Origin of the sequence: Streptomyces thermodiastaticus (genome assembly GCF_014656135.1) — a bacterium.
Lineage (GTDB): Bacteria > Actinomycetota > Actinomycetes > Streptomycetales > Streptomycetaceae > Streptomyces > Streptomyces thermodiastaticus.
The window spans coordinates 1-12,962 of record NZ_BNBV01000017.1 but is presented as its reverse complement, the minus strand read 5'-3'; the positions used below and the strand labels follow the sequence as shown (position 1 = coordinate 12,962).

Genomic DNA, 12,962 nt, shown 5'->3' with positions numbered 1-12,962 from the left:
CGAGGACCGCGCCGGCCGGCAGTACAGGACCGGCGGGCGTGCAGCGGGTGCCGTGCGGGCCGGCAAGCGTCGCCGACGCCGCCCCGGCCGCCTTCCCGCGGACAGCGAAAACGCCCGGCGTCCCAGGGGACGCCGGGCGCTTCGGCCGGTTCGTTCAGCAGACGCTGTCCGTCGGCTTGGGGTTGCCGAGGCCGAACAGCGGGCGCAGCCGCAAGCCCGCCCAGGTGCCGACGAGGGCGCAGGCACCCCAGATCCAGCCGTGCAGCGATCCGGAGGCGATGCCCGCCAGGTAGGCGCCGATGTTGCAGCCGCCGGCCATCCGAGCGCCGATGCCCATCAGGACGCCGCCCAGCACGGAGGCGACGGCGGTGCGCCACGGGATGGACCGGTGCAGCACCCATACACCGCCCGCCGACGCGGCGAGCGCGGCGCCGATGATGATGCCGATGTCGGTGAGGCTGGTCTTGTCCGCGAGCACCGGCCCGGACAGCTGCGCGGCACTGCCCGGCCGCTGCCAGAACTCCCACGTCTCCGGCGAGGCACCGAGATACCCGGCGATCTTGGATCCCCACAGCGCGAAAGCGCTGGTGATGCCCCAGGCACCACCGGAGACCAGCAGCACGCCGGCGCCCAGCACCGACAGGGCCACGGCGCCGACGGCGAGCGGCCAGGAACCGCGGACGGCGCGGGCCGGCGTTCCGCGTGCGGAGGGCGGGGCGGAGACCGGCGGCGGGTTGCGCCGGGCCTGCACCCGGCGGGTCACCCACCAGATCACGGCCAGCGCGGCCACCGTGACGAGCCACGAGCCGAACCAGCCGATGTGGTCGGACAGGACGTACGCGTCGAAGGCGGGAAGGTCGCCCCACAGGCCGTACTGCCAAGCCGCGAGGGTGGAGCCGGCGATGAAGCCGATGAGGGTGAGCAGCACCGCGCCGTGTCCGGAGCCGACGGAGAACAGGGTGCCGGAGGCGCAGGCACCACCGAGCTGCATGCCGACGGCGAAGACGAAGGAGCCGACGATCAGGCCGACGCCGAGCGCACCGCCGCTGGGCTGCGGCACCGATCCGAACAGGCCGGTGCCGGTGCCGATGATCAGGGCGAACAGCGTGGCGGTGGTGCCCAGCAGCAGGGTGTGGGCGCGCAGGCCGGTGCCGTTGCCGACGGCGATGAGCTGCCGCCAGGTTGAGGTGAAGCCGAAACGGGAGTGGAACAGGGCGAAGCCCAGCCCCAGGCCGAGCAGCAGCAGCACGCCGGGCCGGGCGCCGTGCTCGGCGAAGACGTACGCGGTCAGCGCCGCGCCGATCACGGCGGCGACGGCCAGCGGCACCCACCGGACGGCAGGGGCGGCCGGCGCCTGGGGCGCGGGACGGCTGGTGGGGGCGGGGGCGAGCAGGGCAGCGCGCGGGGGCGCGCCCGCAGGCGGGACGGTGGTCAACGGGGTTCTCCGGGAACGGACGACGGCGTCGGACGGTCGGGCGGCGGCGAAGACCTCCTGAGCAGGCGGTCCCGCATGCTCAGGGCAGGGCAGGACTGGCTCTGAGGCGGGGCCCGCGCGGGCCCCGGCTCGCATCAGCGGCGACAGAGGGCGTCGTCGACGCTCCAGCAGGTGGCTGCGAAGAGCACCATGACGAGGCCGCGGGCAGGTCCGAACATGTCCGGAAGCGTACGACGAGACGAGCATGCACCGTACAGACATCTCGAATGCTGAGAGATGCGTCTCATCAAGCGTTCCGGCCCAGCCGGGTCCGCCTCCGCCGCATGGCGCGGTGAGGCGCTGCGGTGCCCCAAGCCGAGGGTGCCGGCGCGCTGCTCTCCCCGTCCCGTCCCGTCGTCAGGGGCACCACCGTTCGTGCAGGTCAGCGCCCTGGTGTCCCTGCTGATCCCCACGTGCCCCCGCCTCCGCTCCCCGGGCGGCCGGCCGCGGGCAGGCTGATGCCGCGGGCAGTCGGCTGACGGCCCGCCGGGCGACGGCAACCGCCGTGGCTGCCGCCCCGGTGATCCGGACCACGACAGGACGAGGAGGAACCATGGGCATGCGTGCAGCAGGTGTCGCCGCGGTGACGGCGGCCGTTCTCACCGGTGCGCTCGTCGCGACCGCCCCGGCGGCGTCCGCGGCCCCCGCCGCGCCCGCGGCCGGCGGCACCGCACCGGCCTGCATCGGTCGGTACGTGACGAACACTCCCGAGGGATTCGACGTGCATCTGACCAACAACTGCGGCAAGACCATGCGGGTCCAGGTCGTCGTCAAGTACGCCGGCGACAGCCCTTGCTACAAGCTGGCGGCCGGAGCGAGCAAGCTCTACATCTACGAGGGGGTCCTCGGTCAGTACGACCGGACCGCCGTGTGCTGACGCTCGACCGGGCCGGCTGCTCCGGCGCGGCGCCCGGGCAGGCGCACAGGCCCGGGCGCCGCGCCGTCCGGCTCCGCGGGGAGGGTGCGGGCCGGGGCGGGCAGCGGTCGGGTCAGTTCGTGGACGACGCGAGGAGTTCCAGGGTGTCGATCACCCGGTGGGAGAAGCCCCACTCGTTGTCGTACCAGGCCACGACCTTCACATGCCGTCCGTCGACACGGGTGAGGGCGGAGTCGAAGACCGACGAGGCCGGGTTGCCCACGATGTCGGAGGAGACGAGCGGGTCCTCGGAGTATTCGAGGATGCCGGCGAGCGGCCCGTCGGCCGCCGCACGGTAGGCCCGCAGCACCTCCTCACGGCTCACGTCGCGGGCGACGGTGGTGTTGAGCTCGACGAGGGAGCCGACCGGGACGGGCACCCGGATCGAGTCGCCCGACAGCTTGCCGTCCAGGTTCGGCAGCACCAGGCCGATCGCCTTGGCCGCGCCGGTGGTGGTCGGCACGATGTTGACGGCGGCGGCGCGGGCGCGGCGGGCGTCGCGGTGCGGCCCGTCCTGCAGGTTCTGCTCCTGGGTGTAGGCGTGCACCGTCGTCATGAAGCCGTGCTCGATGCCGGCGAGGTCGTCGAGGACGGCGGCCAGCGGCGCGAGCGCGTTGGTGGTGCAGGAGGCGTTGGACACGACCGTGTGCAGCTGCGGGTCGTAGGCGTCGGTGTTGACGCCGTAGGCGATCGTGACGTCGGCGCCGTCCGACGGGGCACCGACCAGGACCCTCTTCGCACCCGCGTCCAGGTGGGCGCGGGCCGCCTCGGCGGCGGTGAAGCGGCCGGTGGCCTCCAGCACGATGCCGACGCCGAGCTCCGCCCAGGGCAGCCGGCCCGGCTCGCGCTCGGCGAGCACCCGGATGCGGCGGCCGTCGACGACGAGCGTGTCCCCGTCGGCCTCCACCGGGCGGCCGAGCCGGCCGGCGGTGGTGTCGAAGGAGAGCAGCCGCGCCAGCGTGACCGGGTCGGCGAGGTCGTTGACGGCAACGATCTCCAGCGTGCTGTTCCGCTCCAGCAGGGCGCGCAGCACAGTGCGGCCGATGCGGCCGAAGCCGTTGATGGCGATGCGGGTCATGTCCGTCCCTTCTGTTCTCGCCCACCAGGGTGGCGAGCGGGAACACGGCCAGACAGCGGCGCCATCGCCATCGTTCACAACGATCCCGCCAGGCCCTGCGGCGTGCGGCGAGCCGTGGCCGACGGGGGTCCGGGGGCAGTACCCAAGCGCTGCCGGGCGCCCTGCACTACCGGCCGCGGGTGAAGGTGCGGCGGTACTCGCTCGGCGTGGTGCCGAGGATGCGCTGGAAGTGCAGCCGCAGATTGGCGCCGGTGCCCAGGCCGACGTCAGAGGCGATCTGCTCGACGCTGCGCTGGGAACGCTCCAGCAGTTCACGGGCCACGTCGATCCGGGCCCGCAGCACCCACTGCATCGGCGTGCAGCCGGTGTCCTCGACGAAGCGCCGCGACAGGGTGCGCTCCGACACGCCCGCGTGGCGGGCGAGTTCCTCCAGGGTGAGGCGTTCGTGGAGCCGGTGCAGCGCCCACTCGCGGGTGGCGGCGAACCGCTCCCCCAGCGGCTCGGGCACGCTGCGCGGCACGTACTGCGCCTGGCCGCCGCTGCGGTAGGGGGCCGCGACCAGGCGCCGGGCGGCGTGGTGGGAGGCGGCCACGCCCAGGTCCGCGCGCACGATGTGCAGGCACAGGTCGATCCCGGAGGCGGCGCCGGCCGAGGTCAGCACACTGCCCTCGTCCACGAACAGCACGTTCTCGTCGACCCGGATCCGCGGGTGCTTCTCCGCGAGCGCCCGGGTGTAGTGCCAGTGGGTCGTGGCGCGCCGGCCGTCGAGCAGTCCCGTGGCCGCCAGGGCGAAGGCACCCGTGGAGATGGCCGCGAGACGGACGCCCCGGTCATGGGCGGCGAGCAGCGCCTCCACCACGGCCGGCGGCGGCTCCTCCCGGTCGGGGAAGCGGTAGCCGGGCACGAAGACGATCTCGGCCCACTCCAGCGCCTCCAGACCGTGGGCGACGGTGTACGACAGCCCGTCACCACCGGTGATCACGCCGGGCGCGGCGCCGCACACCCGGACCTCGTACGGCATGCTGGCCCGGGTGTTGAACACCTGGGCGGGGATGCCCACGTCGAGCGGTTTGGCGCCTTCGAGCACGAGGACAGCGACACGGGTCGGACGGCGGGAGGACGGCACGGGCACCAGGGTACGGACCGCCCGGTGACCGCGGTCCGTTCGCCGGGGCCCCGGGCGGGTGCGACCATGAGGGGATCGGCGCCCGGCGGGTCCGCACCGGCCGCGGGGACGGCGGGCCGGGGACGCCGGGCATGCGGCGACCGTGGGGTGGTGTCGCCGACTCGTTCGGCGAGCTGACGAAAGGGCTGCCATGGCAGGACCGATCACCTACCGCAGGATCTACGAGGGCGTCTCGCCCCAGGACGGCACACGGGTGCTCGTCGACCGGCTGTGGCCGCGCGGGGTGAGCAAGGAGGAGGCCCACGTGGACGAGTGGCTGCGCGACGTCGCGCCCTCCACCGAGCTGCGGCGCTGGTACGGCCACGACCCGGAGCGCTTCGCGGAGTTCCGCCGCCGCTACCTGGCCGAGCTGGACGATCCCGGGCACCGGCCGGCCGCCGCGCGCGTGTGCGACCTGGCGGCCCGCGGAAAGGTCACGCTGCTGACGGCCACCAAGGACGTCGACCGCAGTGGGGCGGCCGTCCTCGCCGAGTGGCTGAACCACGCGGTACGCCGGCGTCGGCAGCACGCCTGAGCCGGTGCCGTCGGCGCGGCGGCAGCCCACGGCACGTCCGCCGCGCCCCGGTGCGTGCAGGCCCCGGCACGTCCGCCGCGCCCCGGTGCGTGCAGGCCCCGGCACGTCCGCCGCGCCCCGGTGCTGGATGTCACCGGCGGCGCACCCGCGCCTCACGCCGAAGCCGGCACGCCCTGCCCCGCGGTCGCCCGAGCGGCCGTGGGTTCCAGGCGGACCACGACGGCCTTGGACGTGGGCTGGTTGCTGATGTCGGCCACGCTGTCGAGGGGCACCAGGACCTGGGTCTCCGGGTAGTAGGCGGCGGCGCAGCCCCGGCTCGTCGGGTAGGGCACCACCGTGAAGTCGTCCGCGCGGCGTTCGGTGCCGTCGGTCCACACGCCGACGAGGTCGACGTGCTGTCCCTCGGTCAGCCCCAGGTCCTTCAGGTCGTCGGGGTTGACGAGCACCACGCGGCGGCTGCCGTGGATGCCGCGGTAGCGGTCGTCGGGTGTGTAGGGGATGGTGTTCCACTGGTCGTGGGAGCGCAGCGTCTGCAGCAGCAGGTGACCGTCGGGCACGTGCGGCGCCTCGGGGGTGTTGCAGGTGAACAGCGCCTTGCCGACGGCGGTGCGGAACACGCCCTCGTTGACCGGGTTGGGCAGCTGGATGCCGCCGGGCCGGACCACCCTGCGGTTGAAGTCGTGCAGGCCGGGCACGATGCGGCCGATCCGCTCACGGATCGTGCCGTAGTCGGCCTCGAACCGCTCCCAGGGGATGTCCGCCTTGCCGCCGAGGGTGCGCCGGGCCAGCCGGCACAGGATGGCGACTTCGCTGAGCAGCAGCGGGGAGGCCGGCTTGAGCCGCCCGCGAGAGGTGTGCACCTCGCTCATCGAGTTCTCCACGGTGACGAACTGCTCCCCGCAGGCCTGGACGTCCCGCTCGGTGCGGCCCAGGGTCGGCAGGATCAGCGCGGTTTGCCCGCAGACGAGGTGCGACCTGTTCAGTTTGGTGGAGATGTGCGCGGTCAGGCGGCAGGTGCGCACGGCGGCCTCGGTGACGCTGGTGTCGGGTGCGGCCCGGACGAAGTTTCCTGCCAGCCCGAGGAACACCTTGACGCGGCCCTCGCGCATCGCGCGGATCGCGTTCACCGAGTCCAGCCCGTGGGCGCGCGGCGGGTCGAAGCCGAACTCGCGCTGCAGCGCGTCCAGGAAGGAGTCGGGCATGCGCTCCCAGATGCCCATGGTGCGGTCGCCCTGCACGTTGCTGTGGCCGCGCACCGGGCAGGCCCCGGTTCCCGCCCGGCCGACGTTGCCCCGCAGCAACAGGAAGTTGACGATCTCCCGGATGGTGGCCACGCCGTTCTTGTGCTGGGTGATACCCATGGCCCAGCACACGACGATGCGCCGGCTGCGCAGGACGTCGTCGCGGACCTGCTCGATCTCCGTGCGGGTCAGTCCGGTCGCGGCGAGCACGTCGTCCCAGGACAGGTTACGTGCATGGGCGGCGAACTCCTCGAAGCCGCTGGTGTTGGCGCGGATGAACTCGTGGTCGAGCACCTGCCCGGGCCGGGCGTCCTCGGCCTGGAGCAGCAGCAGGTTCAGTGCCTGGAACAGCGCCAGGTCGCCGCCGACGCGGATGTGCAGGAACCGGTCGGCGATCTGCACACCGCGGCCGATCACCCCACGTGGCTTCTGCGGGTTCTTGAACCTCAGCAGGCCGGCTTCGGGCAGCGGGTTGACCGCGATGATGCGGGCGCCGTTGCGTTTGGCCTGCTCCAGCGCGGACAACTGCCGCGGATGGTTGGTCCCGGGGTTCTGCCCCACCAGGAAGATCAGGTCGGCGTGATGGATGTCGTGCAGGCTGACCGTTCCCTTGCCGGTTCCCAGCGTCTCGTGCAGGGCGAATCCGCTGGACTCGTGGCACATGTTGGAACAGTCGGGCAGGTTGTTGGTGCCGAAGGCACGGGCGAACAGCTGCAGCACGAACGCGGCCTCGTTGCTGGCCCGGCCCGAGGTGTAGAACACGGCCTCGTCGGGCGAGTCCAGCGCGTTCAGCTCGGTGGCAAGCAGGCCGAAGGCGTCGTTCCAGCTGATCGGCTCGTAGTGGTCGGAGTCCGGCCGTTTCACCATGGGGCGGGTGAGCCGGCCCTGCTGGTTCAGCCACATGTCGGAGCGCCGGCTCAGCTCGGAGACGGAGTGCTCACGGAAGAAATCGGCGGTGATCCGGCGTGTGGTGGCCTCGTCGTTGATGTGTTTGGCGCCGTTCTCGCAGTACTCGTTGCGGTGCCGGTGGCCCGGCGACGGGTCGGCCCAGGCGCAGCCGGGGCAGTCGATGCCGTCGACCTGATTCATGGTCAGCAGATCCACCCCGGCCTTGAGCGGGGAGGTCTGCCGCAGCGAGTACTCCAGGGCGTGCACCACGGCGGGGACTCCGACGGCCCAGGTGCGGGGCGGAGTCACACTGAGCTGGTCCTGCGGCTCGTCATCCGGTTTCTTCATCGGTGCTGCCTCACGTGTGCTCAGCCGACCGGCCAGCCGGCCACTCGGCTCCTCGGCGGTTCCGCCTGCCTCGCGTGGACGTGTCCACCGCGGATGGTCTCCCGCCAGGAGCCGCCCGCCTGCCCCATGCCCTCGATGTACTCCGTGAAGCGCTTCAGTTCCGCCCGCACGACGCGCCGGGTCAGCCAGGGTACGGCGGCAAGCGCACCGGCGGCGCCGCGCGGCCGCAGGTCCAGCCGCACCTCGACCGTCGTCCCGCCGCCGTCCGCGGTGGGCCGGAACGTCACCTGTCCCTCATGAGAAGGAGTGCATCCGAGGCTGCGCCAGGAGACATGGGAGTCGGGCTGCTGCTCGACGATCTCCGCCTCGAACTCGCGGCACACCGGCCCCTTGCCGACGACCCACGTGGTGATGTTGGGTTTGACCTGATCGACCCGCTTCACCATGGTCATGAACCGCGGAAAGCTCTTGAACTGCGTCCACTGGTCGTACACGGTCCGCACCGGGACGGCGATGTCGATCGTTTCCTCGATGGTGATCATGGTTCACCCGCTTTCGGGGCCCGCCGTCTCCCAGTGTCACCGCCCGGACCTGGGGCCGCCACACGGACACCGCCGCTGGTCGTACACGCGGGTGTCTCCACCGGCCGGCGGCAAGGCAGCGAGAGGGCGCCGGACCGAGCGGCGACGGCACGGTCGCGTGACCGGACAGGCGGCCGGACAGCGAGCCGCGCCCGCTCCTCGGCCCCCGGAGGGGGAGACGGAGCGGGCGCGGCTGGTGGCGTGCGAGGCCGGATCAGTAGGCCGAGTTGACGTTGTCGATCGAACCGTAGCGGTGGGCCGCGTAGTTGGCGGCGGCGGTGATGTTCGCGACCGGGTCGGTGATGTTCTGCGAGGTGCCCGGCACGTGGTACGCGTTGAAGGTGGGCTGGATCACCTGCAGCAGCCCCTTGGAGGGGATGCCCTTCTTGGCGTTGATGTCCCAGTTGTTCTGGGCGTTGGGGTTGCCGGAGGACTCCCGCATGATGTTGCGGTGCAGGCCCTCGTAGCTGCCGGGGATGCCCTTGGCCTTCATGATGGCGAGGGACTGCTTGATCCAGCCGTCGAGGTTGTTCGCGTACCCGCCCTTGCCGGTCGCGGTCTGGACGTCGTGCGCGGCGGTGGCCTTGACGGGCTCGGCGGCCTGGGCGGTGGCCGGGGTGAGGGTCAGGGCGGCGGCCGCGGCGCCGGTGGTGGCCAGACCGGTCAGAGCGAGGGTGCGCAGGCGGGCGAGGCGGGTACGGGTGCGGATCGTCATGCGGGAAAGATCTCCGGTGGTGGGGGTCGTCGTCGTGGCACCTGCCGTGGTGCGGCGGGTGTCGGGGCGGCGGTGCCCCGGTGCTGCGATCCGGGCGCTCGGTGCGGCCGCTGTGAGCGGTGAGCCCGTCCGGTGCTCGGCGCAACGACAGTCATCCTGGGAAGTGCCGCGGGACGGAGGCAAGAGTGTGACGTACTACCCGCTTACGGAGATACGTCCGGTATGCGCATTTCAATTGGCGTATGCGCTGTTCAGGCGCTTCGTCTCCCTACGACCGGGCATAGGACGTGATCTGCCTCCTATGGGTGGCATCACATCCTGACCCCCGTGAACCCCCGGAGACAGGCCCTCGGATCACCCGGAAGGGACCCGTCCGCGCGCCGTGATCGCGTGGTCCGCCGGCGCCGCACCGGCCGCGGCGGCGGGCCGCCGAACGGCTACCCGGTACCGGACTCGGTGCGTGCCAGCGCGGAGACCCCCACGCAGACCAGTCCGACGCCCGCCAGCATCGGCAGCAGCCACCAGCCGGCCCGCACATGCTCCTCGTAGACGAGCACCCCGAGCAGGAAGCTCACCACGGCGTCCCCCAGGGTCAGGGCGGGCTGGGAGGCGACGAGCGGGCCGCCCTGCAGGGCGTGCTCCAGCAGGAGCATGGCGCACACCCCGCACGCACCGAAGCCGTACGTCTGCCACGACGTGAGGAACGCGCCGAGGCCGCCCTCGGCCAGGATGTGCACGGCGGTCTTCATCAGCCCGGCCGTCAGGGCGAAGAAGATCGCGGTGGCCGTGCCGAGACAGGCGGCCCGCGTCCGGCCCTGCGGCCTGCTCAGCCCTACCGCGCTGAGCGCGACCGCAGTGCCCACGCCGACGGCCAGAACGGGCATCCAGCGGTCCAGCGGCACATGCGTACGGTTGCCGCTGGGGGCGGCGGACAGCAGCGCCAGGCCCAGCCCGGCGACCACGACGAACAGCTTCAGCAGCAGCGCGGCGGACGGCCGGTGGTGCTGCCAGAGCGCGGCGATCAGCAGCGCCAGCGGCAGCTCCAGCACGAACAGCGGCTGGACGAGGGAGAGCGGGCCGGTCGCCAGCGCGAGCGCCTGCCACACACCGGCGGCGACCACGGTCAGCACACCGGCCACCCACACGGGACGGCGCAGCAGACGGAGCAGCAGCCCGGGGTCGAAACCCCGGGACTGCGGCACGGTCAGCGCGGCACGGCGCTGCAACACGGTGGCCAGTGCATTGCTCAGGGCGGCCAGCAGGGCGAACAAGGTCGGCAGGACGAATTCCATGGCCCCATCCTTGGCCCGGCGGCCCGCGGGTCCGGCGGGCGACACGACGGGGGCCGCCGTCCGTCTCGTCTGGTCCACTGCGCCCGCTGATGCGACGCTGGTAGTGCACCGGTGCCGGATGCACAGGTGCCGAAGGACGGTGACCGGGAGGGCCGATGGGACGGGACGTCCCGGCGCTGGTCTTCACCCGCGAGGACCGCCGCCGGTACCGGATCAAGATGCAGAGGTGCCTCGACGCCTTCGCCCAGATGCTGCGCACGTCCCGGTTCGAGTCCGAGCGGCCCCAGGTGGGGCTGGAGATCGAACTCAACCTCGGCGACGACCGGGCGGAGCCGGCGATGCGCAATCTCGACGTGCTGGAGGCGATCGCGGATCCCGCCTGGTCCACGGAGCTCGGGCGGTTCAATCTGGAGATCAACATCCCGCCCCGCCGTCTGACGGCCGGCGGTCCCGACGCCTGGGAGGCCGAGATCCGTGCCGCGCTGAACCACGCGGAGGACCGCGCGGCGGCGACCGGCGCCCACCTGATCATGATCGGCATCCTGCCGACCCTGCGCCAGGAGGACGTCGGCGAGGGGGCGCTGTCGGAGAATCCGCGCTATCAGCTGCTCAACGATCAGGTGTTCGCCGCCCGCGGGGAGGACCTGCGCATCGACATCGACGGCACCGACCGGCTGCGCACCTGGGCGGACACCATCACACCGGAGGCCGCGTGCACCAGCACCCAGTTCCATCTGCAGGTCTCCCCGGAGGAGTTCGCCGGCTACTGGAACGCGGCGCAGGCGATCGCCGGGGTGCAGGTGGCGCTGGCGGCCAACTCGCCGTTCCAGTTCGGCAAGGAGCTGTGGGACGAGACCCGCATCCCGCTGTTCGAACAGTCCACCGACACCCGGCCGCAGGAGATCAAGGTGCAGGGGGTGCGGCCCCGGGTGTGGTTCGGCGAACGGTGGATCAACAGCGTCTTCGACCTGTTCGAGGAGAACCTGCGCTATTTCCCCGCGCTGCTGCCGCTGTGCGACGCGGAGGACCCCGAGGAGACGCTGGACAGCGGTGACATTCCCCAGCTGGGCGAACTGACCCTGCACAACGGCACCATCTACCGCTGGAACCGGCCGGTGTACGCCGTCGCCCAGGACAAGCCGCATCTGCGGGTGGAGAACCGGGTCCTGCCCGCCGGCCCCACCGTCGCCGACACCCTCGCCAACGGCGCCTTCTACTACGGCCTGACCCGCGCCCTGGTGGAGGAGGACCGGCCGGTGTGGTCGCGGATGTCCTTCCAGGCCGCCGAGGACAACCTGCACACGGCGGCCCGGCACGGCATCGACGCGCAGCTGTACTGGCCCGGGATGGGCGAGGTGCCGGTGCAGGAGTTGGTCCTGCGCCGCCTGCTGCCGCTGGCGCACCGGGGCCTGGAACGCTCGGGCATGGACGCGGCCTGGCGCGAGCCGCTGCTCGGCGTCATCGAACAGCGGTGCGTCACCGGGCGCAACGGGGCGGTGTGGCAGAAGGAGATGTTCCACCACCTCGACTCGGCCACCCGGGCGAGCCGCCACGAGGTACTGCGGCGCATGACGGAACTGTACGTGGAGTACATGCATCTCAACGCGCCGGTCCACACCTGGCCGGTCGACTGACCGGTACGGCCGGGCGCAGGCCTGCCCGCCCCGCGCCGGGCAGGCCGGTCAGGACGCGCCGTGCCGCTGCCCTGCCGTTCCCGCGGACGCCTCGGTGCCGCCTTCGACGAGCCGCCGCAGCGCGGGCAGCAGCGTGTCGAGGTCCTGGCCGGTGCGGAAGGCGACCACGGTGGTGCCGCCCCGGCCGCTGTCCTCCCCGGCGGGTGCGGAAAACAGCGACAGCACCTCGGACATGGCCTCGTCCACTTCGGCCACCGGGTCCGCGGACTCGCCGCGCAGCCAGCGGCGCAGCACATGGTTGTGGGCGGCAACCACGGAAGCCGCCATGATCTCGGCCCGCAGCGACGCCGCCTCGGTGGGGTCGCCCATCCACTCCGCGATGAACTCGCGGAACAGCCGCTGGTACCGGGCCACGCTGGCGATCTCCCGGTCCCGCAGGGCGGACACCCTGCTGGTGAGCGCGTACCGCCGGCGGGCGAGGTCGCCTTCCTCGATGTAGTGCATCAGCACCAGCCGGACCGCGTCGGAGACGGCGACCAGGGCGGTGCGGTGGCTGGACGTGGCCAGCCGGTCCCGGATCAGTTCGAGCAGCCGGTCGTGGTCGGGAAAGATGACCGCTTCCTTGGACCGGAAGTGCCGGAAGAAGGTCGTGCGCCCCACGCCGGCCCGTTCAGCGATGTCGTCGATGGTCGTCTGCTCGTACCCGCGCTCGTCGAAGAGGGCGAAGGCCGCGTCCGCGAGCCTGATCCGTGCCGGTGGCTTGCTCATGGGCCCTCATCTTTCCCTGTCACGGTGGCCGGAGACCACTTGCCCAGCCTGCTGGTACTGAGTACCGTTGCATCGATATCTAGTACCAGCAAGGGTGCCGTGCGTCCCAGGGCGTGCGCGTCGGCCGCGCCACAGAGGGCGGGACGGGCGCCACACCCCTGGTCCGACCGTCGACCCGCGGGTGGAGCGAGCAGTGAACGACGACATCGATGTCCGTACGACCGCGGGCAAGCTCGCGGATCTTCGGCGGCGGATCCAGGAGGCGACCCATGCCGGCTCCCAGCGTGCGGTGGAGAAGCAGCACGCCAAGGGGAAGCTGACCGCGCG

The 12,962-nt window shown here is 72.3% G+C and carries 11 protein-coding genes; 3 read left to right on the top strand and 8 right to left on the bottom strand.

The window, feature by feature from the left end; translation table 11 throughout:
• Positions 1-154 precede the first annotated feature (154 nt).
• A complete protein-coding gene (locus IE286_RS16510; protein ID WP_189797509.1) occupies positions 155-1,435 on the bottom strand; it encodes a YeeE/YedE family protein in 1,281 nt (426 codons plus the stop codon).
• 598 nt (positions 1,436-2,033) lie between these two features.
• Here IE286_RS16510 and IE286_RS16505 point away from each other — a divergent pair.
• Positions 2,034-2,351: an alpha-amylase inhibitor gene (locus IE286_RS16505; RefSeq protein ID WP_229862912.1), complete on the top strand. Its 318-nt coding sequence runs from the start codon at positions 2,034-2,036 to the stop codon at positions 2,349-2,351.
• A 112-nt stretch (positions 2,352-2,463) separates the two neighbouring features.
• Here IE286_RS16505 and gap read toward each other — a convergent pair whose 3' ends face one another.
• Positions 2,464-3,468 carry a type I glyceraldehyde-3-phosphate dehydrogenase gene (gene gap / locus IE286_RS16500; protein ID WP_189797507.1) on the bottom strand — a complete coding sequence of 335 codons (1,005 nt, stop codon included), beginning with the start codon at positions 3,466-3,468 and terminating at the stop codon, positions 2,464-2,466.
• A gap of 166 nt (positions 3,469-3,634) precedes the next feature.
• Positions 3,635-4,594: a GlxA family transcriptional regulator gene (locus IE286_RS16495; RefSeq protein ID WP_189797506.1), complete on the bottom strand. Its 960-nt coding sequence runs from the start codon at positions 4,592-4,594 to the stop codon at positions 3,635-3,637.
• A 190-nt stretch (positions 4,595-4,784) separates the two neighbouring features.
• On the opposite strand from IE286_RS16495, the gene IE286_RS16490 reads away from it, so the two are divergent.
• Positions 4,785-5,168, top strand: a complete 384-nt coding sequence (locus IE286_RS16490) for a DUF488 domain-containing protein (protein WP_189797505.1) — start codon at positions 4,785-4,787, stop codon at positions 5,166-5,168.
• Positions 5,169-5,320: 152 nt separating this feature from the next.
• Here the strand turns inward: IE286_RS16490 and IE286_RS16485 are convergent, their stop codons facing one another.
• The 4 genes from IE286_RS16485 to IE286_RS16470 all read right to left on the bottom strand — a co-directional run bounded on the left by IE286_RS16485 (position 5,321) and on the right by IE286_RS16470 (position 10,233).
• Positions 5,321-7,645 (bottom strand): FdhF/YdeP family oxidoreductase, encoded by a 2,325-nt coding sequence (locus IE286_RS16485; RefSeq protein ID WP_189797504.1) that lies wholly within the window; start codon positions 7,643-7,645, stop codon positions 5,321-5,323.
• 20 nt (positions 7,646-7,665) lie between these two features.
• Positions 7,666-8,187 carry an SRPBCC family protein gene (locus IE286_RS16480; protein ID WP_189797503.1) on the bottom strand — a complete coding sequence of 174 codons (522 nt, stop codon included), beginning with the start codon at positions 8,185-8,187 and terminating at the stop codon, positions 7,666-7,668.
• A 253-nt stretch (positions 8,188-8,440) separates the two neighbouring features.
• Complete coding sequence (locus IE286_RS16475; protein ID WP_189797502.1) at positions 8,441-8,941, bottom strand: transglycosylase SLT domain-containing protein; 501 nt, start codon at positions 8,939-8,941, stop codon at positions 8,441-8,443.
• A 437-nt stretch (positions 8,942-9,378) separates the two neighbouring features.
• Positions 9,379-10,233 carry a DMT family transporter gene (locus tag IE286_RS16470; RefSeq protein WP_189797501.1) on the bottom strand — a complete coding sequence of 285 codons (855 nt, stop codon included), beginning with the start codon at positions 10,231-10,233 and terminating at the stop codon, positions 9,379-9,381.
• 155 nt (positions 10,234-10,388) lie between these two features.
• On the opposite strand from IE286_RS16470, the gene IE286_RS16465 reads away from it, so the two are divergent.
• Positions 10,389-11,867 carry a glutamate-cysteine ligase family protein gene (locus tag IE286_RS16465; RefSeq protein ID WP_189797500.1) on the top strand — a complete coding sequence of 493 codons (1,479 nt, stop codon included), beginning with the start codon at positions 10,389-10,391 and terminating at the stop codon, positions 11,865-11,867.
• 48 nt (positions 11,868-11,915) lie between these two features.
• Here the strand turns inward: IE286_RS16465 and IE286_RS16460 are convergent, their stop codons facing one another.
• Positions 11,916-12,635: a TetR/AcrR family transcriptional regulator gene (locus IE286_RS16460; RefSeq protein ID WP_189797499.1), complete on the bottom strand. Its 720-nt coding sequence runs from the start codon at positions 12,633-12,635 to the stop codon at positions 11,916-11,918.
• Between the last annotated feature and the right edge of the window lie 327 nt (positions 12,636-12,962).

Coding starts and splice junctions, on each gene's coding strand:
- IE286_RS16505 (WP_229862912.1), top strand. CDS start 2,034: ATGCGTGCAGCAGGTGTCGCCGCGGTGACGGCGGCCGTTCTCACCGGT.
- gap (WP_189797507.1), bottom strand. CDS start 3,468: ATGACCCGCATCGCCATCAACGGCTTCGGCCGCATCGGCCGCACTGTG.
- IE286_RS16490 (WP_189797505.1), top strand. CDS start 4,785: ATGGCAGGACCGATCACCTACCGCAGGATCTACGAGGGCGTCTCGCCC.
- IE286_RS16485 (WP_189797504.1), bottom strand. CDS start 7,645: ATGAAGAAACCGGATGACGAGCCGCAGGACCAGCTCAGTGTGACTCCG.
- IE286_RS16480 (WP_189797503.1), bottom strand. CDS start 8,187: ATGATCACCATCGAGGAAACGATCGACATCGCCGTCCCGGTGCGGACC.
- IE286_RS16475 (WP_189797502.1), bottom strand. CDS start 8,941: ATGACGATCCGCACCCGTACCCGCCTCGCCCGCCTGCGCACCCTCGCT.
- IE286_RS16470 (WP_189797501.1), bottom strand. CDS start 10,233: ATGGAATTCGTCCTGCCGACCTTGTTCGCCCTGCTGGCCGCCCTGAGC.
- IE286_RS16465 (WP_189797500.1), top strand. CDS start 10,389: ATGGGACGGGACGTCCCGGCGCTGGTCTTCACCCGCGAGGACCGCCGC.
- IE286_RS16460 (WP_189797499.1), bottom strand. CDS start 12,635: ATGAGCAAGCCACCGGCACGGATCAGGCTCGCGGACGCGGCCTTCGCC.